Origin of the sequence: Mycobacterium sp. IS-1496 (genome assembly GCF_001499995.1) — a bacterium.
Taxonomy (GTDB): Bacteria; Actinomycetota; Actinomycetes; order Mycobacteriales; family Mycobacteriaceae; genus Mycobacterium.
Genome location: NZ_LQIU01000012.1, coordinates 251,641 through 277,623 on the forward strand (window position 1 = coordinate 251,641; position 25,983 = coordinate 277,623).

26 protein-coding genes and 1 riboswitch are annotated in these 25,983 nt (G+C 69.6%); of the genes, 19 read left to right on the forward strand and 7 right to left on the reverse strand.

The genetic code is table 11. The features are described from left to right. Window positions 1-119: 119 nt before the first annotated feature. Together AU195_RS08695 and AU195_RS08700 are read right to left on the reverse strand one after the other, a co-directional pair. The gene (locus tag AU195_RS08695; RefSeq protein WP_059158643.1) at window positions 120-641 is read right to left on the reverse strand and encodes a 2-oxo-4-hydroxy-4-carboxy-5-ureidoimidazoline decarboxylase; all 522 of its coding nucleotides are present in this window, start codon (window positions 639-641) and stop codon (window positions 120-122) included. A gap of 73 nt (window positions 642-714) precedes the next feature. Beyond that, a complete protein-coding gene (locus tag AU195_RS08700) occupies window positions 715-1,203 on the reverse strand; it encodes an inorganic diphosphatase (RefSeq protein WP_059158644.1) in 489 nt (162 codons plus the stop codon). Window positions 1,204-1,332: 129 nt separating this feature from the next. Here AU195_RS08700 and dacB point away from each other — a divergent pair, with 129 nt between their 5' ends. From dacB to hpt, 4 genes are read left to right on the forward strand one after another with little or no spacing between them, the layout of a single operon-like run. Then, window positions 1,333-2,721 (forward strand): D-alanyl-D-alanine carboxypeptidase/D-alanyl-D-alanine endopeptidase, encoded by a 1,389-nt coding sequence (dacB, locus tag AU195_RS08705; protein WP_059158645.1) that lies wholly within the window; start codon window positions 1,333-1,335, stop codon window positions 2,719-2,721. After that, complete coding sequence (locus AU195_RS08710) at window positions 2,718-3,761, forward strand: Rv3626c family coenzyme F420 biosynthesis-associated protein (protein WP_059158788.1); 1,044 nt, start codon at window positions 2,718-2,720, stop codon at window positions 3,759-3,761. The genes dacB and AU195_RS08710 overlap by 4 nt, the downstream gene beginning before the upstream one ends. Beyond that, entirely contained in the window at window positions 3,740-4,702 is a 963-nt protein-coding gene (gene tilS, locus AU195_RS08715) for a tRNA lysidine(34) synthetase TilS (RefSeq protein WP_059158646.1), read from the forward strand. The genes AU195_RS08710 and tilS overlap by 22 nt, the downstream gene beginning before the upstream one ends. Beyond that, complete coding sequence (gene hpt / locus AU195_RS08720) at window positions 4,686-5,333, forward strand: hypoxanthine phosphoribosyltransferase (protein ID WP_059158647.1); 648 nt, start codon at window positions 4,686-4,688, stop codon at window positions 5,331-5,333. Before tilS ends, hpt begins: the two co-directional genes overlap by 17 nt. A 14-nt stretch (window positions 5,334-5,347) precedes the next feature. On the opposite strand, the gene AU195_RS08725 is transcribed toward hpt, so the two are convergent. The 4 genes from AU195_RS08725 to AU195_RS08740 are packed head-to-tail and all read right to left on the reverse strand — an operon-like array spanning window position 5,348 to window position 9,225. Beyond that, complete coding sequence (locus AU195_RS08725) at window positions 5,348-6,073, reverse strand: SIMPL domain-containing protein (RefSeq protein WP_059158648.1); 726 nt, start codon at window positions 6,071-6,073, stop codon at window positions 5,348-5,350. A 16-nt stretch (window positions 6,074-6,089) separates the two neighbouring features. After that, a complete protein-coding gene (locus AU195_RS08730; RefSeq protein ID WP_059158649.1) occupies window positions 6,090-7,106 on the reverse strand; it encodes a zinc-binding dehydrogenase in 1,017 nt (338 codons plus the stop codon). Beyond that, window positions 7,106-8,296: an LLM class flavin-dependent oxidoreductase gene (locus tag AU195_RS08735; protein ID WP_059158650.1), complete on the reverse strand. Its 1,191-nt coding sequence runs from the start codon at window positions 8,294-8,296 to the stop codon at window positions 7,106-7,108. Before AU195_RS08735 ends, AU195_RS08730 begins: the two co-directional genes overlap by 1 nt. Further along, window positions 8,293-9,225, reverse strand: a complete 933-nt coding sequence (locus tag AU195_RS08740) for an alpha/beta fold hydrolase (protein ID WP_502687327.1) — start codon at window positions 9,223-9,225, stop codon at window positions 8,293-8,295. The genes AU195_RS08735 and AU195_RS08740 overlap by 4 nt, the downstream gene beginning before the upstream one ends. A gap of 274 nt (window positions 9,226-9,499) precedes the next feature. On the opposite strand from AU195_RS08740, the gene ftsH reads away from it, so the two are divergent. From ftsH to AU195_RS08795, 11 genes are all read left to right on the forward strand, one after another. Then, window positions 9,500-11,833, forward strand: a complete 2,334-nt coding sequence (gene ftsH / locus AU195_RS08745) for an ATP-dependent zinc metalloprotease FtsH (RefSeq protein WP_059158651.1) — start codon at window positions 9,500-9,502, stop codon at window positions 11,831-11,833. A 22-nt stretch (window positions 11,834-11,855) separates the two neighbouring features. Next, a complete protein-coding gene (gene folE / locus AU195_RS08750; protein WP_059158652.1) occupies window positions 11,856-12,461 on the forward strand; it encodes a GTP cyclohydrolase I FolE in 606 nt (201 codons plus the stop codon). Continuing rightward, window positions 12,458-13,285 carry a dihydropteroate synthase gene (gene folP, locus AU195_RS08755; protein ID WP_059158653.1) on the forward strand — a complete coding sequence of 276 codons (828 nt, stop codon included), beginning with the start codon at window positions 12,458-12,460 and terminating at the stop codon, window positions 13,283-13,285. The genes folE and folP overlap by 4 nt, the downstream gene beginning before the upstream one ends. Continuing rightward, window positions 13,282-13,659 carry a dihydroneopterin aldolase gene (folB, locus tag AU195_RS08760; protein WP_059158654.1) on the forward strand — a complete coding sequence of 126 codons (378 nt, stop codon included), beginning with the start codon at window positions 13,282-13,284 and terminating at the stop codon, window positions 13,657-13,659. Before folP ends, folB begins: the two co-directional genes overlap by 4 nt. A 48-nt stretch (window positions 13,660-13,707) precedes the next feature. Then, complete coding sequence (gene folK, locus AU195_RS08765; protein ID WP_059158655.1) at window positions 13,708-14,238, forward strand: 2-amino-4-hydroxy-6-hydroxymethyldihydropteridine diphosphokinase; 531 nt, start codon at window positions 13,708-13,710, stop codon at window positions 14,236-14,238. Next, on the forward strand, window positions 14,238-14,717 hold the full coding sequence (locus AU195_RS08770; protein ID WP_059158656.1) for a DUF3180 domain-containing protein: 480 nt from the start codon (window positions 14,238-14,240) through the stop codon (window positions 14,715-14,717). The genes folK and AU195_RS08770 overlap by 1 nt, the downstream gene beginning before the upstream one ends. Window positions 14,718-14,794: 77 nt before the next feature. Beyond that, complete coding sequence (locus tag AU195_RS08775; protein ID WP_216636382.1) at window positions 14,795-16,135, forward strand: DUF6779 domain-containing protein; 1,341 nt, start codon at window positions 14,795-14,797, stop codon at window positions 16,133-16,135. 83 nt (window positions 16,136-16,218) lie between these two features. Next, window positions 16,219-17,160: a Rossmann-like and DUF2520 domain-containing protein gene (locus tag AU195_RS08780; RefSeq protein ID WP_059158658.1), complete on the forward strand. Its 942-nt coding sequence runs from the start codon at window positions 16,219-16,221 to the stop codon at window positions 17,158-17,160. Next, window positions 17,157-18,098 carry a pantoate--beta-alanine ligase gene (gene panC, locus AU195_RS08785; RefSeq protein ID WP_059158659.1) on the forward strand — a complete coding sequence of 314 codons (942 nt, stop codon included), beginning with the start codon at window positions 17,157-17,159 and terminating at the stop codon, window positions 18,096-18,098. Before AU195_RS08780 ends, panC begins: the two co-directional genes overlap by 4 nt. Continuing rightward, a complete protein-coding gene (panD, locus tag AU195_RS08790; protein WP_059158660.1) occupies window positions 18,098-18,505 on the forward strand; it encodes an aspartate 1-decarboxylase in 408 nt (135 codons plus the stop codon). Before panC ends, panD begins: the two co-directional genes overlap by 1 nt. A gap of 4 nt (window positions 18,506-18,509) precedes the next feature. After that, window positions 18,510-19,310 (forward strand): type III pantothenate kinase, encoded by an 801-nt coding sequence (locus AU195_RS08795; RefSeq protein WP_059158661.1) that lies wholly within the window; start codon window positions 18,510-18,512, stop codon window positions 19,308-19,310. On the opposite strand, the gene AU195_RS08800 is transcribed toward AU195_RS08795, so the two are convergent. Then, a complete protein-coding gene (locus tag AU195_RS08800; protein WP_059158662.1) occupies window positions 19,307-20,551 on the reverse strand; it encodes an alanine racemase in 1,245 nt (414 codons plus the stop codon). The genes AU195_RS08795 and AU195_RS08800 overlap by 4 nt on opposite strands. Before the next feature lie 82 nt (window positions 20,552-20,633). On the opposite strand from AU195_RS08800, the gene lysS reads away from it, so the two are divergent. The 4 genes from lysS (at window position 20,634) to AU195_RS08820 (ending at window position 25,981) form a co-directional block, all read left to right on the forward strand. Further along, a complete protein-coding gene (gene lysS, locus AU195_RS08805; protein WP_059158663.1) occupies window positions 20,634-22,172 on the forward strand; it encodes a lysine--tRNA ligase in 1,539 nt (512 codons plus the stop codon). Between the two features lie 114 nt (window positions 22,173-22,286). Further along, entirely contained in the window at window positions 22,287-22,628 is a 342-nt protein-coding gene (gene lsr2, locus AU195_RS08810; RefSeq protein WP_059093249.1) for a histone-like nucleoid-structuring protein Lsr2, read from the forward strand. 362 nt (window positions 22,629-22,990) lie between these two features. Then, window positions 22,991-25,534, forward strand: a complete 2,544-nt coding sequence (gene clpC1, locus AU195_RS08815; RefSeq protein WP_059158664.1) for an ATP-dependent protease ATP-binding subunit ClpC — start codon at window positions 22,991-22,993, stop codon at window positions 25,532-25,534. Window positions 25,535-25,662: 128 nt separating this feature from the next. After that, a riboswitch (cobalamin riboswitch) is annotated at window positions 25,663-25,788 on the forward strand. Further along, complete coding sequence (locus tag AU195_RS08820) at window positions 25,763-25,981, forward strand: CbtB domain-containing protein (protein ID WP_059093247.1); 219 nt, start codon at window positions 25,763-25,765, stop codon at window positions 25,979-25,981. It overlaps the preceding riboswitch by 26 nt. The last annotated feature ends 2 nt before the right edge of the window (window positions 25,982-25,983 follow it).

Below are 25,983 nucleotides of genomic sequence, written 5' to 3' on the forward strand. Positions count from 1 at the left end.
GTCAGCCGGACCGGCTCCACCGCTCCGCCACGGCGCCGCCGGCCGCTCGGGAGGCCAGATCGGGTGGCGAGAGGAACTGTGACTGCGCGGTGCTCACCCGCGCAGCGTAGGCGAGGGACTCACCAGTTGTGGTAACCGCCTTCGGGTCCGAGCATGCGCTCCAACCGGGTGCGGTTGATGCGGGCCAGTTCGTTGCGCACCACTTTGCGCTCGGTGTCGACGTCGTTGTGCAGCCGGTCGGTCACGGCGGCCAGCACGTCTTGTGCGCAGTGGCCGCTGACCAGCATCACGAACCCGAAGCCGAAGTGGTCGAGGTAGCGGCGCGAGGCCGCACACAACTCCTCCATCACCTCGGGTCGTTCGTCGAACACCGCGCACGGTTCGGCCGCCGACTTCACGCTGCCGGGGCGGCGGCCGATATCCGGATGTGCCTCGAGGATGTTGTCGATCGATTCCTCGGACAGGGCGAACAGCAGCGCGTCGGCCTCACGGAAGAGCGCGTCGTGGCTGTCGTACGGCCGGCCGCGGGCCAGATCGGCCGCCAGGGGCACGCTGTAGCAGCACTCGTACACCGCGTGGACGGCCCGACGGATCGGCATGGCGTTGTAGGCCGCGAGGCCAATGCCCTGGTGCATCAGCATGGCCCCATGATCGAAGCGTCAAGCCACGACCGCGTTACGCTGTGTTACGGGCGCGATAATTTCTGTCCCGGGGCTAGTGGCCCTCGGTCTTGTACCGCTCGAAGGACCGCTGCACCTCGGCTTCGGCCGCCTCGCGGCCGGTCCAGTCGGCCGCCTTGACGTACTTGTTCGGCTCCAGGTCCTTGTAGTGGACGAAGAAGTGCTTGACCTCTTCGAGCACCTGTTCCGGGACGTCAGCCAGGTCCTTGATGTGGTCCCAGCGCTTGTCGCCCGCGGGCACGCACAGCACCTTGTCGTCGCCGCCGGCTTCGTCGGTCATCTGGAACATCGCGACCGGGCGGGCGTCGACGATGCAGCCGGGGAACACCGACTCGGGCAGCAGGACCAGCGCGTCGAGCGGGTCGCCGTCCTCGCCGAGCGAGTTCTCGATGAAGCCGTAGTCGGTCGGGTAGGCCATCGACGTGTAGAGGTAGCGGTCCAGCTTGAGCCGGCCGGTCTCGTGGTCGACCTCGTACTTGTTGCGTGACCCCTTGGGGATCTCGATGACGACCTCGAACTCCACCGCTGTCGGCTCCTTCGTCTGTGTACGCACCAGGGTCGTCGGGTGACGACGACGCGGGTCCACAGTAAACGAGCGATACGCTGCTGTTGGCGGGGTGGTTCGGTCACCTCATTCGACAGCAGGAGTGTTATGCGGCCCACCCGGTGGCGGCGATCGACCCACGTGCTGGTCGGGCTGGCCGTGGTGGTGCTCGTCGCGGTCGTCGTCGCGGTCGCCGCGGTGCTCACCACCGGCCGCGATTCCGATGCCCAGGCCGCCAGACCCCTGCCCGCGCCCGCCACCGCGAACCCGGCGGTGGTGCCGGTCGCCGAGTCCGCGCCCACCCCGACGAACGCCGGTCTGGCCGCCGCGCTCGCACCCGCCCTGGCCGATCCGAACCTCGGTGAGTTGGCCGGCCGCGTCACGGACGCGATGACCGGCGACCGGTTGTGGGAGGAACGCGCCGACGTGCCGATGCAGCCGGCCTCGACGAACAAGACGCTCACCGCCGCCGCTGCGCTGTTGACCCTGGACCGGGAGGCCCGGCTGACCACCACCGTGGTGGCCGGTGACCAGAAGCGGGATCCCGGGTTGGTGGTGCTCAAGGGCGGCGGCGATCCGACGCTGTCGGCGGCCCCGCGCGGCACCGACAGCTGGTACATGGACGCCGCGCGCATCAGCGACCTCGCCGACCAGGTGCGGCGCAGCGGGATCGAGCCGACCGCGGTGGCCGTCGACACGAGCGCCTACACGGGTCCGGAGATGGCGTTCGGCTGGGATCCGCTGGACATCCCCGGCGGTGACATCGCGCCGATGGTGCCGGTCATGCTCGACGGCGGCCGCACCCAACCCGTCAGCGAGGAGTCGCGGCGCTCACCGACCCCGGCCGTCGACGCCGGGCGCGCGCTGGCCGGCGCACTGCGGATCGATCCCGCCGCGGTCACGGTGCTGCGGGGGCCGTACCGCGGCGGCAAGCAGATCGGGGCCGTGCAGTCGCCGCCGCTGATGGAACGGCTGCGCGTGATGATGAACCTGTCCGACAACGTGATGGCCGAGGCGATCGGCCGCGAGGTGGCCGCCCAACTGGGCCGGCCGCAGAGTTTCGACGAGGCCGCCAAGGCGGTGCTTTCGCAGCTCCGCAAGGTCGGCATCGACATCACCGACGCCCGGCTGTTCGACTCCAGCGGTCTGTCGGTCGACGACCGGCTGACCGCCCGCACCCTCGACGAGGTGGTCACGGCGGCCGCCGGTGACGACCACCCCGAGCTGCGGCCGCTTGTCGACCTGCTGCCCATCGCCGGCGGCAGCGGCACGCTGTCCAACCGCTACCTCGACACCGCCGCCGGTCGCGATGCCGCCGGCTGGCTGCGCGCCAAGACCGGATCGCTGACCGGGACCAACTCGCTGGCCGGCATCGTCACCGACGCCCGCGGCCGGGTGCTGACGTTCGCTCTGATGTCGAACAACGCAGGCCCGACCGGGCGCACGGCCCTCGACGCCCTGGCGGCCACCCTGCGCGCCTGCGGGTGCGGCTCGTGAACGCGTCGTCCGGCGACCTCACGGTGGGGCGCACGGTGGACTGGCAGTTCGCCGCCACCGTCGGCGCCCGGCTCGCGCGACCCGGCCCGCCCGCCACCGACTACACCCGCCGTCAGGCCATCGAGCAGCTCGCCGCGGCGTCACGCGAGGCCGAACTCCCCGTGCGCGAGGTGACCGGGCTCAACGAGGGCAACGCCGTCACCGAGGCGCGCATCGTGGACCGCCCCGGGTGGATCCAGGCCGCGTCGCAGTCGATGCGGACGATGACGGGCGGCACGGACCGACCGAGCAGTTACCTGACCGGCCGCGTCACCGGCGCCCAGACGGGGGCGGTGCTGGCGTTCGTGGCGTCGGGGATCCTCGGCCAGTACGACCCGTTCGCCGACGGCGGCGGTGAACTGCTGCTGGTGTGGCCGAACGTGATCGCGGTGGAACGCCAACTGCGGGTGTCGCCCACCGACTTCCGGCTCTGGGTGTGCCTGCACGAGGTCACCCATCGCGTTCAATTCCGCGCCCACCCGTGGCTGGCCGACCACATGTCGTCGGCGCTCGCGGTGCTGACCAAGGATGCCGGCGAGGACGTCACCGAGGTGGCCGCGCGGCTGGCCGACTACGTGCGCAACCGGCGCGCCCACACCGATCCGAACTCGACCGGGGTGCTCGGCCTGATGCGCGCCGTGCAGGCCGAACCGCAACGGCGCGCGCTCGACCAGCTGCTGGTGCTGGGCACCCTGCTCGAAGGACACGCCGACCACGTGATGGACGCCGTGGGTCCGGCCGTCGTGCCCTCGGTCGCCACCATCCGCGCCCGCTTCAACCAGCGGCGTGAGCGCAAACAGCCGCCCGTGCAACGCATCCTGCGTGCCCTGCTCGGCGTCGACGCCAAGATCAGCCAGTACACCCGCGGCAAGGCGTTCGTCGACCACGTCGTCGGCTCGGTCGGGATGGAGCGGTTCAACACCATCTGGTCCGGACCCGAAACGCTGCCGCTGCCAACAGAAGTCGACGAGCCGCAGCGATGGATCGACCGCGTGCTGTAGCCGCGCTGCGCGCCGAGCTGGCCCGGTTCGCCCGTCATGATCTGGCCGGCACGCAGCGCTGGTGTGTCGCGCTGTCCGGCGGAGCTGATTCGCTGGCGCTGACCGCGGTGGCCGCCGACATCCTGCCCACGGTCGCGCTGATCGTCGACCACGGGCTGCAACCCGGCTCGGCCGCCGTCGCCGAGACCGCCCGCGACGCGGCGCTGCGGCTCGGCTGCACCGACGCGCGGGTGCTGCGGGTTCAGGTCGGCACCTCGGGTGGGCCGGAAGCCGCCGCGCGCACCGCCCGATACGACGCGCTGCGCGCCGCGCACGGGGGCGCACCGGTGCTGCTCGCCCACACCCTCGACGACCAGGCGGAGACGGTGCTGCTCGGGCTGGGCCGCGGCTCGGGTCCGCGTTCGATCGCGGGGATGCGGCGGTGCGACCCGCCCTGGTACCGCCCGCTGCTGGGTGTGCGACGCGCTGAGACCGCAGCCGCGTGCGCCGAACTCGGATTGCGGCCGTGGGTGGATCCGCACAACGGCGATCCCCGGTTCACCCGCAGCCGGTTGCGCGCCGAGGTTCTGCCGCTTCTGGAGGACGTCCTCGACGGGGGAGTGGCCGCGGCGCTGCCGCCCACCGCCGCCGCGCTGCAGGAGGACAACGACCTCCTCGACGCACAGGCCGAGGTCGCGTCGGCCGACGCGACGGTGGGTGCGGGACTCGACACCGCGCGGCTGGTGCGGCTGCCCGCCGCCATCAGGCGCCGGGTGATCCGGAACTGGCTGCTCGCCGGGGGCGCCCGCGGGCTGACCGACACCCAGATCCGGGGCGTCGACGCCCTGGTGAGCGACTGGCACGGGCAGGGCGGGGTGGCGGTCCCGTCCGGCGCGGTGCGGGAGCGCCTGATCGCGGGACGCCACGACGGGATGCTGACCCTGCATCGGGAGCCGGTGTAGAACAGCCGCGTTGGTTCCGGCCGCGACGGCATGGCACGCTGTGGGCGTGCCTGCGCAATCACCTGACCTGTACGAGGGCGACATCAAGTCAGTGCTGCTTTCGGAGGAACAGATCCAATCCCGCACGGCCGAATTGGCCGCGCAGATCGCCGAGACCTACCGCGCGGCCGTCGTGGACAGCGGTCAGGACCTGCTGCTGGTCACGGTGCTCAAGGGCGCCGTCATGTTCGTCACCGACCTGGCCCGTTCGATCCCGCTGCCGACCCAGCTCGAGTTCATGGCCGTCAGCTCCTACGGATCATCGACATCGTCGTCGGGGGTGGTGCGCATCCTCAAGGACCTCGACCGCGACATCAACGACCGTGACGTGCTGATCGTCGAGGACATCGTCGACTCGGGGCTGACACTGTCCTGGCTGCTGCGCAACCTGGCCACCCGCCAGCCGCGGTCGCTGCGGGTGTGCACGCTGCTGCGCAAACCCGACGCCGTCCGCGCCGACGTGGACATCCAATACGTCGGCTTCGACATCCCCAACGAGTTCGTCGTGGGATACGGCCTCGATTACGCCGAGCGCTACCGCGACCTGCCCTACATCGGCACCCTCGAGCCGAAGGTCTACACCCACGACTGACCGGTGGCGTCCGGTCAGGCCAGCTCCCAGATCACCGTCACGCTGAACCCGACGGTCTGGGTGCCCGGCTCGAGCGGCACCGCCATGGCCGCCTCGCCGCGCGGCATCGGGGTCGGCGGCGTCGAACCGGGGGACTCCGCGATCGAGATGACGTCGCCGAGGTCGAGGCCTGAGAGCTGGGCGTACTGTTCGGCGCGGTTCTTGGCGTCGTCGAACGCGCGGGCGCGGGCATCCCGGATCAGCTGGGAGTCGTCCTCGATCGAATAGTTGACCGAGTTGATGCGGGTGGCGTCGCCACCGGTGCTGACGATCAGCGCCAGCGCCTGCGACGCCGCGCTGAGGTCGCGAATCTTCACGTCGATCGAGTTGCTCGCCCGGTATCCGATGATGTCGGTGCCGTCGGCGCCGAACTGCGGTTGCAGGCTGACCTGTGTGGTGCTGATGTCCTCGCGGGGGATGCCCGCGGCGACGAGCGCGTCGATCACCGCCTGCTGGCGTTCGCCGGACTGGTTCATCGCCCCGGTCACGTCGACGGCGATCGCCTCCATCGCGACGCCGGCGGTCAGCGTGTCCGGGGTGCCCTGCACCTCACCGGAGCCGACGACGGTGACCTGCCGGGTGTCGGCGGACCCGGTTGCCGTCGGACCGGAGGTGGCGTCGCACCCCGCCACACCGGCCATCGTCACGCCCGCGGCGACGAAGGTGAGCAACCGGGTCTTCGCGCGCGCAGAGATCGGCATGCCAGGCACCCTACCGTCAGGGGGTCACCAAGATCTTGCATTGCTCGTCGGGTCGCGACAGTGAGGTGAAGGCGTCGCCGACCCCGTCGAGGCCGACCTCCCCGGTGATCAGCGGGGCGACGTCGATCGCGCCTTCGGCGATGGCCCGCAACGTCTCCGCGAACTCCGCGGGGTCGTAGGCGAACACGAATTGGATGGTGAGTTCCTTGGGGGCGCCGTAGAACGGCATGATCGTGTCGGGCTCCATGCAGACCCCCGCCACCACCACGCGGGTGCGGGCGGGTGCGCGGCGCATGACGTCGTTGAGGATCCCGGGGGCGCCGACGGCCTCGAACACCACGGCCGGCGCGGCGCCCTCGAACGGCGACCGCTGCGCCGGGTCGACGGTCTCGTGTGCGCCCATGGTCTGCGCGAGCCGGCGTCGGGTCTCCGAGAAGTCCGACGCGACAACGTGTTCCACCCCGCGCAGCCGCAACGCGGCGATGATCGCCATACCGATCGGCCCACATCCCACGACGAGTGCGGACTCACCGGGTGTGATCGCGGAGGTGTTCACCGCGTGCAGACCCACCGCCATCGGTTCGGTCAGCGCGGCATGCCGGGGGTCGAGGCCGTTCGGCACGGGCAGCAACAGCGGCGCCGAGAGCAGCATGCGCTCGGCGTAGCCGCCGATCACGCTGTTGGAGTACACGATCGGCGCCACATCCGTCGCCGAGAGCAGCACGGGGATCGACGTCACGACCGTGCCGGGTGGCGGGGCGTCGGTGTCCGGGCCGGATTCGAGCACCTCGGCGGAGATCTCGTGCCCCATGAACACGTCGGCGGACAGGTCGACCGGGCCGCCGAGATCGGGCATGCCCTCCAGCTGTGCGCCGGCTTCCAACGCGTCGGCACCGTGCGCGGCGAAGTGCAGATCGGATCCGCAGATGCCGCAGGCCTTCACGGCGACCAGAACCTGCCCCGGGCCGGGGACCGGTTCGGGCACATCGTCGCGCAGCACCATCCGGCCGCCACGCAGCACCGACGCGCGCACTACCGGTGTTCCGTCTTCAACTCGTCGGTGTGTTCGGTGATCGCCTTGACGATCGCGTCTCCGGCCCGGCCGAGCAACTGGTCCCGCATGCCCTTGGCCCAGTCGTGCGAGGCGCGGGGTGCGGTGAGCTGACCCTTGAAGTGCGGCATCACCTTTCGCGCGAACAGATCGTAGGAGTGGTAGGTGGCCTCGGGTGAGGCCCAGTCGTGGCCGAGGAGCAGCAGCGTGCCGAACCCGCCGGACTTCTCGAGCAGATCCTCGATGTAGGCGATGGCGTCGTCGGGGGTGCCGATGCAGCAGTTTCCCTGTGCGGCGTATTCGGCGACGAACTCGTGCGGCGAGCGTTCGCCCTCGACGCTGTTGGACAGCGGGACGAAGCCCGCCGCGCCGAAGTAGTTGGCGAAGTCGGCCAGTCCGTACGTGCAGTCGTCGATGGCCTGTTCGCGGGTGTCGGCCAGGTGCATGATCGACAGGACCCGCCAGTCGTGCCGGTCGGGTTCCGGCCGGCCCGATTTCGCCGCCTGGTCGACGACGATCTGCCACGTCGACTCGAGCGCGGCGAAGCCGCCGGGCACCGACATCGACAGCGACAGCAGGGACGTGCCGAGCGCCCCGGCCAGCCTCGGACCGGACGGCGAGATCATCGCGGCGGTGGAGATCTCCGGATACGGCCAGGTGTACGGCCGGATGTGCAGCTGGGCGTCGCGCAGCGTGAACCAGTCGGTCTCACGGGTGATGCGTTCTTCGGGTTCCGCGCGGAACAGCGCGAGGATCGCCTCGAGCGATTCCTGCATCATCCGGCGCTGTTCGACCGGGTCGAGGCCCATCATGTAGGCGTCCGACGGCAGCGCGCCCGGGCCGGTGCCGAACATGACCCTGCCCCGGGTGAGGTGGTCGAGCAACACCCACCGGTCGGCCACCATGAGCGGATGGTGGTAGGGCAGCGACACCACCCCGGTGCCGAGGCGGATGTGCTTGGTTCGCTCGGCGGCTGTCGCGATGAAGACCTCCGGACAGGCGATGAGTTCGTAACCGCCCGAATGATGCTCACCGAACCACGCCTCGTCGTAGCCGAGACGGTCGAGCCGCACCACCCGTTCGAGGTCGTATTCCAGTGCGACGGTGGGAGATTGGCCCACCGGGTGGAAGGGGGTGATGAAGACCCCGAAGTTCAGCGGTGCGCGGCTCATGACAGCTCCAATCCGGACAGGTGTTCTGTCAGCAGGGCGTTGACCTCGTCGGGACGTTCCTGCTGCAGCCAGTGGCCGGCGCCGTCGAGAATCACCTCGCGGTACTCGCCGGTGACCAGGTCGGTCACCCGGTGGCGCGGGGTGAAGCTCAGCACCGGGTCGGCGCTGCCGGCGATGAACAGCGTCGGCACCGTGACGGTCGGGGCGGGTGTGGTGGCGGTCAGTTCCCAGTTCCGGTCGAAGTTGCGGTACCAGTTCAGGCCGCCGGTGAAGCCGGTGCGGGTGAACACGTCGGCGTAGTGGTCGAACTCCTCCTGGCTCATCCACTCCGGCAGCGGGGGCAGCGGGTGGTCGGCCAGATCGGGGGCCGGGGCGCTGAACCCCTCGAGCGCCAGCATCCGTTGCAGCGATTGACGCGGGTCGCGGCCGAGGTCGGCGTCGGCGACCCCGGGCTCCTGGAAGTAGAGGATGTAGAAGAAGTGGTCGCCGAAGGTCTTGCGCCAGATCTGCGTCGGCGGATCCGAGGCGCGTGGGACCGGCGGCACGCTGAGGTTGACCATGCCCGCCACCCGGTCGGGGTGCAGCAGCGCGAAGTTGGTGACGACCGGTGAGCCCCAGTCGTGGCCGACCACGACCGCCCGTTGCGCGCCGACGTCGTCGAGGAGTCCCGCGAGGTCGCCGGTCAGCGCGACGATGTCGTAGTCGTCGACGGCCTCGGGACGGGTCGAGCCGCCGTACCCCCGCTGATCCGGGGCGATGACGTGGTAGCCGGCCTCGGCCAGCACCGGGATCTGATGGCGCCACGAGTACGCCAGTTCCGGGAAGCCGTGGGCGAGGAGGACGACGGGCGCTCCGCGCTCACCGGCCTCGACGACGCGCAGGCGGACGCCGTTGGTGTCCACTAACCGTTCGGTCGACGTGATCACGATCTCACCCAAGCACAGCGCCGGCGCGATCGGAAGGGAGTGGTCACGACCGTGTCCAACTTTCCGCGCCGACTTCCACGTGAGGGTCGTCGAGCCCGGCAAGCCGTCGGACTTCATCCTCGGTTCCCTCCGGCAAGCCGTCGGACTTCATCCTCGGTTCCCTCCGGCAAGCCGTCGGGAACAACCGGACGTTGGTCTAGCGGTAGCCTGAACTAATCCCAGCTGCACGTATCGGAAGGACGTGGCCCGGCAGGCGCTTTTGCGGGCCTAGGAGAAGATGAACCGGAAAAATGTGATCCGCACGCTGATCGTGATCGCGGTCGTGTTGTTGCTGGGCTGGTCGTTCTTTTATTTCAGTGACGACACCCGCGGATACAAGCCCGTCGACACCTCGGTGGCGATCGCCCAGATCAACGGCGACAACGTCAAGAGCGCCCAGATCGACGACCGCGAACAGCAGCTCCGCCTGGAGTTGAAGAGCGGCAACGGCGACACCGAGGACAGCGACAAGATCCTCACGAAGTATCCGACCGGGTACGGGGTCACGCTGTTCGAATCGCTGCAGGACAAGAACGCCAAGATCAACACGGTGGTCAACCAGGGCAGCGTGCTGGGGTCGCTCCTCATCTACATGCTTCCGCTGCTCCTGCTGGTCGCGCTGTTCGTCTTCTTCTCGCGTATGCAGACCGGCGGCCGGATGGGCTTCGGCTTCGGCAAGTCCAAGGCCAAGCAACTGTCCAAGGACATGCCCAAGACCACGTTCGGCGACGTCGCAGGCGTCGACGAGGCGGTCGAGGAGCTCTACGAGATCAAGGACTTCCTGCAGAACCCGTCGCGGTATCAGGCGCTGGGCGCCAAGATACCCAAGGGCGTGCTGCTCTACGGGCCGCCCGGAACCGGTAAGACGCTGCTGGCCCGCGCCGTCGCCGGCGAGGCCGGGGTGCCGTTCTTCACGATCTCGGGTTCGGACTTCGTCGAGATGTTCGTCGGTGTCGGCGCTTCCCGCGTGCGCGACCTGTTCGAGCAGGCCAAGCAGAACAGTCCGTGCATCATCTTCGTCGACGAGATCGACGCGGTCGGCCGCCAGCGCGGCGCCGGCCTCGGCGGCGGCCACGACGAACGCGAGCAGACGCTCAACCAGCTGCTCGTCGAGATGGACGGTTTCGGCGACCGCCAGGGTGTCATCCTGATCGCCGCGACGAACCGCCCCGACATCCTCGACCCCGCGCTGCTGCGCCCGGGCCGCTTCGACCGGCAGATCCCGGTCACCAGCCCCGATCTGGCCGGCCGCCGCGCGGTGCTGAAGGTGCATTCGGCGGGCAAGCCGATGGCCGGTGACGCCGACCTCGACGGGCTGGCCAAGCGCACCGTCGGGATGTCCGGTGCGGACCTCGCCAACGTCATCAACGAGGCCGCGCTGCTCACCGCACGCGAGAACGGCACGGTCATCACGGGTCTCGCGCTCGAGGAAGCCGTCGACCGCGTCGTGGGCGGACCTCGCCGCAAGAGCCGCATCATCAGCGAGCACGAGAAGAAGATCACCGCCTACCACGAGGGTGGCCACACCCTGGCCGCCTGGGCGATGCCCGACATCGAGCCCATCTACAAGGTGACGATCCTGGCCCGCGGCCGCACCGGCGGTCACGCCGTCGCCGTCCCCGAGGACGACAAGGGCCTGATGACCCGCTCGGAGATGATCTCCCGGCTGGTGTTCGCCATGGGTGGTCGCGCCGCCGAGGAGCTCGTGTTCCGCGAGCCCACCACCGGCGCGGTGTCCGACATCCAGCAGGCCACCAAGATCGCCAGGGCGATGGTCACCGAGTACGGCATGAGCAGCAAGCTCGGCGCCGTGCGCTACGGCACCGAACACGGCGACCCGTTCCTCGGCCGCACCATGGGCACCTCGTCGGACTACAGCCACGAGGTCGCACAGATCATCGACGACGAGGTCCGCAAGCTCATCGAGGCCGCCCACACCGAGGCGTGGGAGATCCTCACCGAGTACCGCGACGTCCTCGACACGCTGGCCGGTGAGCTGCTCGAGAAGGAGACCCTGCACCGCGTCGAGCTCGAGGCGATCTTCGGTGACGTCAAGAAGCGTCCGCGACTGACGATGTTCGACGATTTCGGTGGCCGCGTCCCGTCGGACAAGCCGCCGATCAAGACGCCCGGCGAGCTGGCCATCGAGCGCGGCGAGGAGTGGCCGCAGCCGAAGCCCGAACCCGCGTTCAAAGCGGCGATCGCCGCGGCCAGCAAGGCCGCCGAGGAAGCGGCCCGCACGAACGGGTCGAACGGATCCAACGGGTCCAACGGATCGCCGAACGGGGCGCCCAACGGTGTGACGCAGCCCGACTACGGCGCTCCCGCCGGCTGGCATGCGCCGGGCTGGCCGCCGCAGCAGCAGTCGGGCCAGCAGGGTGGCTACTGGTATCCGCCGCCGCCTCCGCCGAACCCGGGTTGGGGTGAACCGCCCCGGCAGCAGGCCTACCCGCCGTACCAGCAGCATTACCCGCAGCCCGGTCACGGACCGCAGGGTGGCAACCCGCCACGCGACCCGCAGCAGGAGCGGGGACGCGACGGTGACCGTCCGAACCCGCCTGCGCAGCACTGACAACTTCACAAGGGAGGCCTCGATGACGCGGTCGTACGATTCGGCCACGATCAAGATCGCCGATTTCGACCAAGCGCGTGCGGAGGCCGCGGTGCGCGAACTGCTGATCGCGGTCGGGGAGGATCCGGACCGGCACGGTCTGGTGGACACCCCCGCGCGGGTGGCGCGCGCCTACCGGGAGATGTTCGCGGGCCTCTACACCGATCCCGACGACGTCCTCAACACGACGTTCGACGAGCAGCACGACGAGATGGTGCTGGTCAAGGACATCCCGATGTACTCGACGTGCGAACACCACCTCGTGGCGTTCCACGGGGTGGCGCATGTCGGCTACATCCCGGGCGTCGACGGCCGGGTCACGGGCTTGTCGAAACTCGCGCGGGTGGTCGACCTGTACGCGAAGCGGCCGCAGGTCCAGGAACGGCTGACGGCGCAGGTCGCCGACGCGCTGATGCGCAAACTCGACCCCCGCGGGGTGATCGTGGTGATGGAGGCCGAGCACCTGTGCATGGCCATGCGCGGCATCCGTAAACCCGGCGCCACGACCACCACGTCCGCGGTCCGCGGTCAGTTCAAGACCGACAAAGCTTCGCGGGCCGAGGCGCTGGATCTGATCTTGCGCAGGTGAGCGCTTCCGCGGTGCAGGTGATGGGGGTCGTCAACGTCACCGACGACTCCTTCTCAGACGGAGGCCAGTTCCTCGACCCGGGCCACGCCGTCGCACACGGGATGGAGCTGGCCGCCGAGGGGGCGGCGATCATCGACGTCGGCGGCGAATCGACCCGGCCCGGCGCCACCCGGGTCGACCCCGACGTCGAAACGGCCCGCATCATCCCGGTGGTGGAAGCGCTCGCCGCGGCCGGCATCACGGTGAGCATCGACACGATGCGCGCCCGGGTGGCCGCCGACGCGCTGGAACACGGCGCCGCGATCGTCAACGACGTGTCCGGCGGCCGGGCCGACCCCGACATGGCGCGGGTGGTCGCCGAAGCGCGGGTGCCGTGGATCCTCATGCACTGGCGGTCGGTGTCGGCCGACCGCCCGCACCAGGTGCCGGTGTACGGCGACGTGGTCGGCGAGGTTCGCTCGGAACTGCTGGCCAGTGTGGACGCCGCGGTCGCCGCGGGTGTGGACCCGATGAACTTGATCATCGACCCGGGCCTCGGCTTCGCCAAGACCGGACAACACAACTGGGCGCTGCTGCACGCGCTGCCCGAGCTGGTGGCGACGGAGATCCCGGTCCTGGTCGGCGCGTCGCGCAAACGGTTCCTCGGCGCGCTGCTCGCCGATGCGTACGGGGCGGTGCGTCCGCCCGACGGGCGGGAGACGGCCACCGCGGTGATCTCCGCGCTGGCCGCGCTGCACGGCGCGTGGGGTGTGCGGGTACATGACGTGCGCGCCTCGGTGGACGCCGTGAAAGTGGTGGGCGCCTGGCAAAGGGGTGGACAGTGACCGACCGGATCGAACTGCGCGGGCTGAGCGTGCGGGGCAACCACGGCGTCTTCGACCACGAGCGCCGCGACGGGCAGGACTTCGTGATCGACCTGACGGTGTGGCTGGACCTGACGGCCGCGGCGGCCAGCGACGACCTCGCCGACACCGTGGACTACGGCGGCCTGGCGCAGCGCGCACACGACATCGTCGCCGGCCCGCCGCGCAATCTCATCGAGACCGTCGCGGCGGAGATCGCCGAGGACGTGATGACCGACGAACGCATCGAGGCCGTCGAGGTGGTCGTGCACAAACCGGAAGCGCCGATCCCGCTGAGTTTCGCCGACGTCGCGGTGGTGGCGCGCCGGACACGCGGACGTGAGGAGCACCCGTGACACGCGGACGTGAGGAGCACCGGTGACACGCGGACGTGAGGAGCACCCGTGACCAGAGTCGTGCTGTCCATCGGGTCCAACGTGGGTGACCGCCTGGCCCGCCTGCAGTCCGTCGTCGACGGACTCGGCGAGGCGGTGCGCGCGGTGTCACCGGTCTACGAGACCGAGGCGTGGGGTGGCGTCGAACAGGGGGCGTTCCTCAACGCGGTGCTGCTCGCCGACGATCCCGACCTCGACTGTCACGACTGGCTGCGCCGTGGCCAGCAGTTGGAGCAGGACGCCGCCCGGGTCCGCGGACAGCGGTGGGGGCCGCGCACGCTCGACGTCGACATCGTCACCTGCCACGACGGGGACGACGAAGTGCGTTCCGCGACTGCGGAGCTCACGCTGCCGCATCCGTACGCGCACCTGCGGGCGTTCGTGCTGATGCCGTGGCTGGCGGCCGAACCCGATGCGACGTTGACGGTGGCGGGAACGACGCGGCCCGTCGCGCTGTGGCTGGAAGAACTCGACCCCGCCGAGCGCACCGGTGTGCGGGTCACCGACCTGGCACTGCGCACCGAGATCCCGGCCGACTGATGGGCCCGACCCGTACACGCGACCTCGCGGCCGCGGTGGCCCTCGCGGGCATCGTCGGCTACCTCGCCGCGATGCTGGCCTATCCGCGGCTGTTCCCGCCGGTCACCCTGTGGACGGGGCTCTCGCTGCTCGGGGTCGCCGTCGCGATCGGGGCGTGGGGTGTCAACGTGCGCAACAAGATCCGCGACGGGGAGATCGGCGACGGACCCGGCCGCCTGCACCCGCTCGCCGTCGCCCGCTCGGTCGTGATCGCAAAGGCGTCGGCATGGGTCGGCGCACTGGTTCTCGGCTGGTGGGCAGGGGTCCTCGTGCAGATCCTGCCCCAGCGTGGCGCACTGCGGGCCGCCGGTGAGGACACCCCGGGTGTGGTGATCGCGGCCGCCAGCGCACTGGCGCTGACGATTGCCGGTCTGTGGCTACAGAATTGCTGCAAGTCGCCGCCGGAACCACCCGAGGACCCCGACGCGACGTCGGGCTGAACAGTCTCTTTTGGCGGGCAGTCGAATCGCCGTGCGGGTCGACACGCTCGATGACCTGTGGCGGGTACAGTCGGCCCATGACTGTCCTGCCCCGCGGACCGCGCGCCCGGCGCGGCAATCGCAGGCCGGGCTGGATGCTGCTGACAGTGTTGCTGGTGCTGGCGATCGTGGCAAGTTCTGCGCTGGTGTTCACCAACCGGGTGGAGTTGCTCAAACTCGCTGTCATCCTGGCGTTGTGGGCGGCGGTGGCCGCGGCGTTCGTCTCGGTGATCTATCGCCGGCAAAGTGATCACGACCAAGCCAAGGCGCGCGATCTCAAACTCGTCTACGACCTTCAACTGGACCGCGAGATCTCGGCGCGCCGCGAGTACGAGCTGACGGTCGAGACGCAGCTGCGCCGTGAGCTGGCCAACGAACTGCAGGCGCAGGCGGCCGACGAGGTGGCCGCGCTGCGCGCCGAGCTCGCGGCCCTGCGCACCAATCTGGAGATCCTCTTCGACGCCGATCTGGCGCATCGGCCGGCGCTCGAACACGACCGCACGACCGTGCGGGCCTACAGCGACTGGGCGCCGGACGCCGAGACCACCGGCCGCGTCAGCAGCAGCCGGCTCGACGACATGCTGCGCCACGCCGACGTCGACGAGAGCGAGTCGCGCACCGAGGAAAGCCCGATCATCGACGTGCCCGCCGAACCGCAACCGCCCGAACCGGAGACGGCGCCGCCGTCCCCCGCATTCGGCGGCGCGCACCGCCGTCCCTCGGAAGCCGAGCCGCAGACCGAGGAGCCGCCGCGCCGTCGACGTCGCCGCGCCGAAGAGGTGGCCCCGGCGGCGGAGGCCGCGGGCTGGGTGGCCCCCGCCGCCGCACCGACCCCGCCGGCCCCGGAGCCCACCCCCGAGCCGACGCCCGAACCCGACCTCGAACCGGAGACCGATCCGGGTATCTCGCGGTTGTCCGACACGCCGACCTCGTGGGAGCGGCCCACCCCGCCGCCGGCACCCGAGCCGGCACCGGAACCCGAGCCGGCGCCCGAACCGGCACCGGCCGCCGGCTGGCAGCCGGCGCCCGCCGAGGGGCAGTGGATCCCGGCCGGTGCACCCGGCAGTCACTGGGCCGCACCCGTGGCCGAGGAGCCGCCGTCGGAGTACGTCGGACGGCGCCGCGCCCAGGAACCCCCGGCGGCCCCACCGCCGCCGGAACCGCGCCGCGGTAAGCACTCCGCGCCGGGTGACGGCGGGGAGACCGAGGAAGCCGCGCCGGCGGCCGGCCCCGTCCAGGGTCCTCAGGAGACGGCCGAAGAGGCCCACGCCCGGCGGCGCCGCAGCCTCGAGGACACCGGCGGGCAGTCCGTCGCCGAACTGCTCGCGCGGCTGCAGGCCAACCCCACCGGCGGCGGTCGTCGGCGCCGTGAACCGTGAGCTAACCTTCTAGCGACCGTCCGGTACCCGAGACTGAAGGACCGGAACGTAACGAGAACTCGAGACTTGCGAGGTCGCCTGCAATGGAGCAGCCCCCAGCACCGTCGTGGGGTCCGCCCGACGGCCTGCGTCCGGCCCGGTTGTCGGTCGGCGTCATCTCCGCCGGCCGGGTGGGCACCGCGTTGGGCGTCGCACTCGAGCGCGCCGGCCACATCGTCGTCGCCTGCAGCGCCATCTCCGAGGCTTCCCGCGAGCACGCCCGGCGCCGGCTGCCCGACAGTGCGGTGATGCCGATCCACGACGTCGCAAGCCGTGCCGAGTTGCTGCTGCTGGCCGTACCCGACGCCGAACTGGCCGCGGTCGTCTCGGGTCTGGCGGCCACCGGCGCGGTCCGGCCGGGCGTGATCGTCGCCCACACCTCCGGCGCGAACGGGGTCGGTATCCTCGCGCCGCTGACCGAACACGGGTGCATACCACTGGCCATCCACCCGGCCATGACGTTCACCGGCGCCGACGAGGACATCGCCCGGCTGTCCGACGCGTGCTTCGGCGTGACCGCCGCCGACGACGTCGGCTACGCGATCGCCCAGTCGCTGGTACTGGAGATCGGCGGCGAACCGTTCCGGGTGCGAGAAGACGCCCGCCCGCTGTACCACGCGGCGCTCGCGCACGCGGGCAACCACGTCACCACCGTGATCCTCGACGCGGTCGAGGCGCTGCGGTCCGCGCTGTGGGGGCAGGAACTGTTGGGCCAGGAACTCGTCGGGGACGCACCGGGCGGGATCGCCGAGCGGGTGATCGCCCCGCTGGCCAGGGCGTCGTTCGAGAACGCGCTGCAGCGCGGTCAGGCCGCGCTGACAGGTCCGGTGGCGCGCGGCGACGCCGCCGCGGTCAGCGCGCATCTGCACGCGCTCGCCGAGGTGAATCCTGAACTGGCAGAGGCGTACCGGACCAACTCCCTGCGTACCGCGCAGCGGGCGCACGCCTCCGACGACGTCTTCGCGGCCCTGGCGGCGCAGTCATGATCGCCCGCAGACCGACACCGTTCGCCAAAGGCGAACTCAACGTCTACCGGACCCCGCGCGACGTCGGCGATGTCGCGCGCGCGTTGCGCACCACCGGACGCCGTGTCGTGCTCGTCCCGACCATGGGGGCGCTGCACGAAGGTCACCTGACGCTGATCCGGGCCGCCAGGCGGGTGCAGGGCGCGGTCGTCGTCGTGTCGATCTTCGTCAACCCGCTGCAGTTCGGTGCGGGGGAGGACCTCGACGCCTATCCCCGCACGCTCGACGACGACCTCGCCGCGCTGCGCGGCGAAGGTGTCGAGATCGCGTTCACGCCCACCGTCGGCGACATGTATCCCGACGGCACCCGAACGTCAGTGCACCCCGGCCCACTCGGCGACGACCTCGAAGGCGCCTCGCGCCCAGGCCATTTCGCAGGTGTCCTCACCGTGGTGTGCAAGCTGCTGCAGATCATCCGGCCCGACCGGGCGTTCTTCGGGGAGAAGGACTACCAGCAGCTGGTGCTGATCCGGCAGATGGTCACCGACCTCAACATCGACACCCAGATCGTCGGGGTGCCGACGGTGCGCGAGGCGGACGGGCTCGCGCTGTCGTCGCGCAACCGCTACCTCGACGAGGTCGAGCGCGAACACGCAGGGGCCCTGTCGGCCGCGCTGCTGGCCGGGATGTACGCCGCGTCCAACGGCGCGGATGCCACGCTGGACGCCGCGCGGGCCGTACTCGACGAGGTCCCCACCATCGAGGTCGACTACCTTCAGATCAGGGGCCCCATGCTGGGGCCCGCGCCGCACGAGGGGGCGGCCCGCCTCCTGGTGGCGGCGCGTCTCGGCCGCACCAGACTGCTCGACAACATCGCCGTCGACATCGGCGCCTCGGGCGGTATCGACGGCCACCCCGGTGTCGGCTCACCCGACCATCAACTGCCCTGGAGGAACTGATGCTTCGCACGATGCTGAAGTCGAAGATCCACCGTGCCACCGTCACGCAGTCCGATCTGCACTACGTCGGCTCGGTCACCATCGACGCCGATCTGATGGACGCCGCCGACCTCATCGAGGGTGAACAGGTCACGATCGTCGACATCGACAACGGAAACCGGCTGGTGACATACGCGATCACCGGTGACCGCGGTAGCGGGGTGATCGGGATCAACGGCGCGGCAGCACATCTGGTGCATCCCGGCCACCTGGTGATCCTGATCGCCTACGGCACCATGGAAGACGCCGAGGCGCGCGCCTACCAGCCGCGGGTGGTCTTCGTCGACGCCGACAACAGGCAGGTCCATCTCGGCACCGACCCGGCCCTGGTGCCGGACAACGCCGCCGGCCTGATGTCGCCACGGTAGCGCAGTGCTGCTCGCCATCGACGTCCGCAACACCCACACCACCGTCGGGCTGATCTCGGGGTCCGGCGATCACGCCAAAGTGGTTCAGCAGTGGCGGATCCGGACCGAGTCCGAGGCGACCGCCGACGAGCTCGCGCTGACCATCGACGGTCTGATCGGTGACGACTCCGAGCGCCTCACCGGTGCCGCCGGGCTGTCCACGGTGCCCTCGGTGCTGCACGAGGTCCGCCTGATGCTCGAACAGTACTGGCCGTCGGTTCCGCACGTGATGATCGAACCCGGTGTGCGCACGGGTATCCCGCTGCTCGTCGACAACCCCAAGGAGGTCGGCGCCGACCGGATCGTCAACTGTCTGGCGGCCTACCACCGGTTCGGCAGCGCGGCGATCGTCGTCGACTTCGGTTCCTCGATCTGCGTCGACGTCGTCTCGGCCAAGGGGGAGTTCCTCGGCGGTGCGATCGCGCCGGGGGTCCAGGTGTCATCGGATGCGGCCGCAGCCCGTTCGGCGGCGCTGCGCCGCGTCGAACTGACCCGGCCCCGGTCGGTGATCGGGAAGAACACCGTCGAGTGCATGCAGTCGGGTGCGCTGTTCGGATTCGCCGGCCTGGTCGACGGTCTGGTCAACCGGATCCGCGAGGACGTCGACGGATTCTCCGGAAGCGACGTCGCCGTGGTCGCGACCGGGCACACCGCCCCGCTGGTGCTCCCAGACGTGCACACCGTCGCGCATTACGACCGCCACCTCACCCTCGACGGGCTGCGGTTGGTGTTCGAACGCAACCGCGACAACCATCGCCGGCGCTAGAAGAACGTCCGGATCAGGTCGACCACCCGGTTGTCGTCGTCGAGCACCGGGATCAGCGCCCACTTGTCGAATGTCGTGCACGGGTGCGACAACCCGAACTCCAGCCAGTCGCCGACCCCGACGTCGTCGGCGCCGACCCGCAGATACGCGTGCTGGTCGTTGAGATGGTCGATCTGGCTGTCGCGCAGAGCTTTCGCCACCGGCAGCCCCTGGTCGAACGACACGTCCCGGCGGCCCATCCCGAGCAGTGCCAGACCGTCCTCGGGGCGGGAGAGCACCTGCGCCCAGACGCTCATCGCCGGGATGAGACCGCCCGTGCCCGCCCGCCGAAGCGGCGACGTCCGCGCGTAGAGCCCGTCGTCATGGGTCAGGTAACAGCCGCTGCGCAGCACCGTGCGCACCGTCAGACCCGCGGGCCAGTCGCCGGTGAGCACGTCGGCGACCAGGTCGAAGTAGGTGCTGCCGCCCGCGGTGACCAGCACCTCCTCCGTCTCGAACCGCCCGGCCAACCGCTCCACCGCGGCCCGCACGCTCGTCAGGTGTGCGGTCACGGCGGCCAGCGCCTCCGCGCCGACGTCGTGCCCGCGGGCCGCCTCGTACCCCGCGACGCCGACCAGACGCAGCCGCGGTGACGCGGTGACCGCCCGGGCGACCGCGTCGACCTCGGCGGCGGTCCGGCATCCGGTGCGCCCGCCTGCCATCCCGACCTCCACACAGACGTCGAGCGGGCGCACCGCGTCCGTCAACGCCGCCGACATCAGTTCGACCCCGCGCGCCGAATCCACCCAGCAGACCACCCGGAACTCCGGATCGGCCGCCATCTCGCGCGCCAGCCACGCGAGCCCGGCCGCGTCGACGACCTCGTTGGCGAGCAGCACGTCGCGGACGCCGAAGGCGCGCAGCACCCGCACCTGGCTCACCGTCGCCGCGGTGACGGCGACGGCGCCCGCGTCGAACTGGCGGACCAGCAGTTGTGGCGCCATGTGCGTCTTACCGTGCGGAGCCAACTCGACGCCCCGCCGCCTGCACCAGCGCGCCATGGTCACCAGGTTGTGCGTCAGTGCGGACGCCCGCAGCACGCATACCGGGCCGACCGCGCCGGCGGAGAACAGCTCCGGTGAGCGCCCGCAGATCTGCGCGGGGGTGGCATCCCACCATTCGGCGGGCAATCCCTTGTACCGCCAGTCGAGCGGCTGCTCGGCCAGCGCCGCGACGGCGTCGTGGTCGATGGGGCGGCGCATCTGTTCATTAAAGGCGCCCGCCGGACCGGGGGCGGTCGCGGCGTGCAGGGAGTACGTTCAACCAGCGTTAAGCTGGCACCCCGTGACACCGACCGCCGGCGGCGACAACGCCGCAGACAACGCGCCCGACCACGACCCTGACATCCCCGAGCAGTTCCGCATTCGTCAGGAGAAGCGGGAACGTCTGCTGGCCGAGGGGCGCGACCCGTACCCGGTGGTCGTGGACCGCACCCACACCCTCGCCGAGGTGCGCACCGCGTTCCCGGACCTGCCCGTCGACACCCAGACCGGCGAGGTGGTCGGCGTCGCGGGCCGGGTCGTGTTCGCCCGCAACTCGGGGAAGCTCTGTTTCGCCACCCTGCAGGAAGGTGACGGGACGCAGCTCCAGGCCATGATCAGCCTGGCCGAGGTGGGGCAGGAGTCCCTGGACAGCTGGAAGGCCGACGTCGACCTCGGCGACATCGTGTTCGTGCGCGGACAGGTGATCAGTTCGCGCCGCGGTGAGCTTTCTGTGCTCGCCGATTCCTGGCAAATCATCTCGAAGGCGCTGCGGCCGCTGCCGGTCGCGCACAAGGAGATGAGTGAGGAGGCGCGGGTCAGGCAGCGCTACGTCGACCTCATCGTCCGTCCCGAGGCCCGCACGATTGCGCGTCAACGCGTGGCCGTCGTACGCGCCGTGCGCAACGCGCTCGAGCGGCGGGGCTTCCTCGAACTCGAGACCCCGATGCTGCAGACCCTGGCCGGCGGCGCGGCGGCGCGGCCCTTCGTCACGCACTCCAATGCGCTCGATGTGGACCTGTACCTGCGCATCGCGCCGGAACTGTTCCTCAAGCGCGCGCTGGTCGGCGGTTTCGAGAAGGTCTTCGAGCTGAATCGCAACTTCCGAAACGAAGGTGTCGATTCCACGCATTCGCCTGAATTCGCGATGCTGGAGACTTATCAGGCATACGGCGACTACAACGATTCCGCGACGGTCACCCGGGAACTAATTCAGGAAGTCGCCGACGAGGCGATCGGCACCCGCCAAGTGCCATTGGCGGATGGCACGGTGTACGACCTGGACGGCGAGTGGGACTCGCTGGAAATGTACCCGTCGCTGTCGACGGCACTGGGCGAGGAGATCACCCCGCAGACCCCGGCCGACGAACTCTGGCGGATAGCCGACCGACTCGGTCTCGAGATTCCCCGCGACCGCGGATACGGTCACGGGAAATTGGTCGAGGAACTGTGGGAACACACCGTCGGAGACGATCTCTGGGCGCCGACGTTCGTACGGGACTTCCCCGTGGAGACGACCCCCCTGACGCGCTCGCACCGCAGCATTGCGGGCGTCACCGAGAAGTGGGATCTCTATGTCCGCAAGTTCGAGTTGGCCACCGGCTATTCCGAACTGACCGATCCGATAATCCAACGCGAGCGATTCGAGGCGCAGGCGCGTGCGGCGGCAGCCGGTGACGACGAGGCAATGGTTCTCGACGACGATTTCCTGGCGGCATTGGAGTACGGCATGCCGCCGACCACTGGTACCGGAATGGGCATTGACCGGTTGTTGATGGCGCTGACTGGGCTGTCAATTAGGGAGACAATTCTCTTCCCGATTGTTCGTCGCCACGGCAACTGACAGCCTATGATTGAGGCGTTGTTGAATAGTGTAGGTTCATATGGCACATTGGATGCCGAGATTCGGTAACCAAAACTATCCACCAAGCGCAGGTAGAAGGGTCAGTGTGAACTGATGGCGAAGAAAGTCACCGTCACGTTGGTCGATGATTTCGACGGTGAAGGTACCGCCGACGAAACGGTCGAATTCGGACTCGACGGCGTCAGCTACGAGATCGACCTCTCCAGCAAGAACGCGAAGAAGCTGCGCGAAGACCTGAAGCAGTGGGTCGACGCCGGTCGCCGTGTCGGCGGTCGCCGTCGTGGCCGCGCCACCGGACCCACCAGGGGCCGCGGCGCCATCGATCGCGAGCAGAGCGCCGCGATCCGCGAGTGGGCCCGCCGCAACGGTCACAACGTCTCGACCCGCGGCCGGATCCCCGCCGACGTCATCGACGCCTTCCACGCCGCCACCTAGGCCCCGGCGGTTCACGGGCAACGCGTTCGCGCGTTGCCCGTTTCGCGTCTTCGGTGCAGTTGGGCTCGTTTCGCTGGTGGCGAACCGTCCGCCGCCGCGCACCGGAAACGAATCGCCGAACCGCAGCGTTGAGTAGGTCAGCAGCGGGAACAGGGCCGACGGTGCGACGCACACAGCGCCGGAGGCCCTGGCGGCCCTGGTAGTCCGTGGTTGTCCATGGCGGTACGGACCGCCAACCACGGCGCTCGCTGCAGCCGCCCGATAGAGTGGACGGCAGGTGTACTGGAGTTCGGTGGCGAGAGTCATGGCGGCGCCTCCGGGGTCCATACGCCACCTATGCGATGGAGAGCAGGTAACCAGCGATGTTCGAACGTTTTACCGACCGTGCCCGCAGGGTCGTCGTCCTGGCTCAGGAAGAAGCCCGGATGCTCAACCACAACTACATCGGCACCGAGCACATCCTGCTGGGACTCATTCACGAGGGTGAGGGCGTAGCGGCCAAGTCACTGGAGTCGCTGGGCATCTCGCTGGAAGGCGTGCGCAGCCAGGTCGAGGAGATCATCGGCCAGGGCCAGCAGGCGCCGTCGGGCCACATCCCCTTCACCCCCCGCGCCAAGAAGGTGCTCGAGCTGTCCCTGCGCGAGGCGCTGCAACTCGGCCACAACTACATCGGCACCGAGCACATCCTGCTCGGCCTCATCCGCGAAGGTGAGGGGGTCGCCGCCCAGGTTCTCGTGAAGCTCGGCGCCGAGCTGACGCGCGTGCGCCAGCAGGTCATCCAGCTGCTGAGCGGCTACCAGGGCAAAGAGTCCGCGGAGGCCGGCACCGGCGGCCGCGGCGGCGAGTCCGGCAACCCCTCGACCTCGCTGGTGCTCGACCAGTTCGGCCGCAACCTCACCGCCGCCGCGATGGAGGGCAAGCTCGATCCCGTCATTGGCCGCGAGAAGGAAATCGAGCGGGTCATGCAGGTGCTGAGCCGCCGCACCAAGAACAACCCAGTGCTGATCGGCGAGCCCGGCGTCGGCAAGACCGCCGTCGTCGAGGGCCTCGCGCAGGCGATCGTCCACGGCGAGGTGCCCGAGACGCTGAAGGACAAGCAGCTCTACACCCTCGACCTGGGCTCGCTGGTCGCGGGCAGCCGCTACCGCGGTGACTTCGAGGAACGCCTGAAGAAGGTGCTCAAGGAGATCAACACCCGCGGCGACATCATCCTGTTCATCGACGAGCTGCACACGCTCGTCGGTGCGGGTGCCGCCGAGGGCGCGATCGACGCCGCCAGCATCCTCAAGCCGAAGCTGGCCCGCGGCGAGCTCCAGACCATCGGCGCCACCACCCTCGACGAGTACCGCAAGTACATCGAGAAGGACGCTGCCCTGGAACGCCGCTTCCAGCCGGTCCAGGTGGGCGAGCCGACCGTCGAGCACACCATCGAGATCCTCAAGGGTCTGCGCGACCGGTACGAGGCGCACCACCGCGTCTCGATCACCGACAGCGCGATGGTGGCCGCCGCGACGCTGGCCGACCGCTACATCAACGACCGGTTCCTGCCGGACAAGGCGATCGACCTGATCGACGAGGCCGGCGCCCGCATGCGGATCCGACGCATGACCGCACCGCCGGACCTGCGCGAGTTCGACGAGAAGATCGCCGACGCCCGCCGGGAGAAGGAGTCCGCGATCGACGCGCAGGACTTCGAGAAGGCCGCCAGCCTGCGCGACAAGGAGAAGCAACTCGTCGCCCAGCGTGCCGAGCGGGAGAAGCAGTGGCGCTCGGGCGATCTCGACGTCGTGGCCGAGGTCGACGACGAGCAGATCGCCGAGGTACTCGGCAACTGGACCGGTATCCCCGTGTTCAAGCTGACCGAGGAGGAGACCACCCGTCTCCTGCGCATGGAGGACGAGCTGCACAAGCGGATCATCGGCCAGGAGGACGCCGTCAAGGCCGTCTCGAAGGCGATCCGCCGCACCCGCGCCGGCCTGAAGGACCCCAAGCGCCCGTCCGGTTCGTTCATCTTCGCCGGTCCGTCCGGTGTCGGTAAGACCGAGCTGTCCAAGGCGCTGGCGAACTTCCTGTTCGGCGACGACGACGCGCTCATCCAGATCGACATGGGCGAGTTCCACGACCGCTTCACCGCGTCGCGGCTGTTCGGTGCCCCTCCGGGGTACGTCGGCTACGAAGAGGGCGGCCAGCTCACCGAGAAGGTGCGCCGCAAGCCGTTCTCGGTGGTGCTGTTCGACGAGATCGAGAAGGCCCACCAGGAGATCTACAACAGCCTCCTGCAGGTCCTCGAGGACGGCCGCCTCACCGACGGTCAGGGTCGCACGGTCGACTTCAAGAACACCGTGCTGATCTTCACCTCGAACCTCGGTACCTCCGACATCAGCAAGGCCGTCGGGCTGGGCTTCACCAAGGGCGGTGGCGAGAACAACTACGAGCGGATGAAGCAGAAGGTCAACGACGAGCTGAAGAAACACTTCCGCCCGGAGTTCCTCAACCGCATCGACGACATCATCGTGTTCCACCAGCTGACGCAGGACGAGATCATCAAGATGGTCGACCTGATGATCGGCCGGGTGTCCAACCAGCTGCGGGCCAAGGACATGACGATGGAGCTCACCGACAAGGCCAAGGCGCTGCTGGCCAAGCGCGGGTTCGATCCCGTGCTCGGTGCGCGGCCGCTGCGTCGCACGATCCAGCGCGAGATCGAGGACCAGCTGTCGGAGAAGATCCTGTTCGAGGAGATCGGCCCCGGTCAGCTGATCACGGTCGACGTCGAGAACTGGGACGGCGAAGGAGCGGGCGAGGACGCGAAGTTCACCTTCAGCGGTGGCCCGAAGCGGTCCGAAGCCGTCGAGCCGGATCTGGCGCAGGCCGGCGCCGCAGGCGCGCCGAGCGCAGCCGAGTAACGACGAGTCGCGAACGGGCGGTCACCTCACGGTGACCGCCCGTTTCGCATTCCCGTGACCTTGATCGAGGGTGGCGGCGCGAATCCTCCGCGCAGTGCTTAGGATGTGCGATGTAATCGGCAGGCGAAGGAATCTGGTGGGAATCCAGAACGGTCGCGCCACTGTGAGAGTCAGACCCGACGCCTGCTTCACTCCACTCGGGACGCGGAATCCCGGAAAGGACCCCTGATGACGTCACCACAAGCCCGCAAGACCCGGGTACCGGCCATCGACCTGTCGGCCACCCGCGCCGCGGTCTGGCTGTCGGCCACCGCGTTCCTTGCGCTGCTGGTGCTCTACTTCCTCGGCTTCGACCAGGGGGCGACGTCGGTCTTCGGCGCCGACAACACCGCGATCCACGAGTTCATCCACGACGCTCGCCATCTCCTCGGCTTCCCCTGCCACTGACC

Bases quoted from the DNA above. Each gene is read 5' to 3' on its own strand.
- AU195_RS08695 (WP_059158643.1), bottom strand. From the start codon at position 641: ATGCTGATGCACCAGGGCATTGGCCTCGCGGCCTACAACGCCATGCCG.
- dacB (WP_059158645.1), top strand. From the start codon at position 1,333: ATGCGGCCCACCCGGTGGCGGCGATCGACCCACGTGCTGGTCGGGCTG.
- tilS (WP_059158646.1), top strand. From the start codon at position 3,740: ATGGATCGACCGCGTGCTGTAGCCGCGCTGCGCGCCGAGCTGGCCCGG.
- AU195_RS08725 (WP_059158648.1), bottom strand. From the start codon at position 6,073: ATGCCGATCTCTGCGCGCGCGAAGACCCGGTTGCTCACCTTCGTCGCC.
- AU195_RS08735 (WP_059158650.1), bottom strand. From the start codon at position 8,296: ATGAGCCGCGCACCGCTGAACTTCGGGGTCTTCATCACCCCCTTCCAC.
- ftsH (WP_059158651.1), top strand. From the start codon at position 9,500: ATGAACCGGAAAAATGTGATCCGCACGCTGATCGTGATCGCGGTCGTG.
- folE (WP_059158652.1), top strand. From the start codon at position 11,856: ATGACGCGGTCGTACGATTCGGCCACGATCAAGATCGCCGATTTCGAC.
- AU195_RS08770 (WP_059158656.1), top strand. From the start codon at position 14,238: ATGGGCCCGACCCGTACACGCGACCTCGCGGCCGCGGTGGCCCTCGCG.
- AU195_RS08775 (WP_216636382.1), top strand. From the start codon at position 14,795: ATGACTGTCCTGCCCCGCGGACCGCGCGCCCGGCGCGGCAATCGCAGG.
- AU195_RS08780 (WP_059158658.1), top strand. From the start codon at position 16,219: ATGGAGCAGCCCCCAGCACCGTCGTGGGGTCCGCCCGACGGCCTGCGT.
- panC (WP_059158659.1), top strand. From the start codon at position 17,157: ATGATCGCCCGCAGACCGACACCGTTCGCCAAAGGCGAACTCAACGTC.
- panD (WP_059158660.1), top strand. From the start codon at position 18,098: ATGCTTCGCACGATGCTGAAGTCGAAGATCCACCGTGCCACCGTCACG.
- AU195_RS08800 (WP_059158662.1), bottom strand. From the start codon at position 20,551: ATGCGCCGCCCCATCGACCACGACGCCGTCGCGGCGCTGGCCGAGCAG.
- lsr2 (WP_059093249.1), top strand. From the start codon at position 22,287: ATGGCGAAGAAAGTCACCGTCACGTTGGTCGATGATTTCGACGGTGAA.
- clpC1 (WP_059158664.1), top strand. From the start codon at position 22,991: ATGTTCGAACGTTTTACCGACCGTGCCCGCAGGGTCGTCGTCCTGGCT.
- AU195_RS08820 (WP_059093247.1), top strand. From the start codon at position 25,763: ATGACGTCACCACAAGCCCGCAAGACCCGGGTACCGGCCATCGACCTG.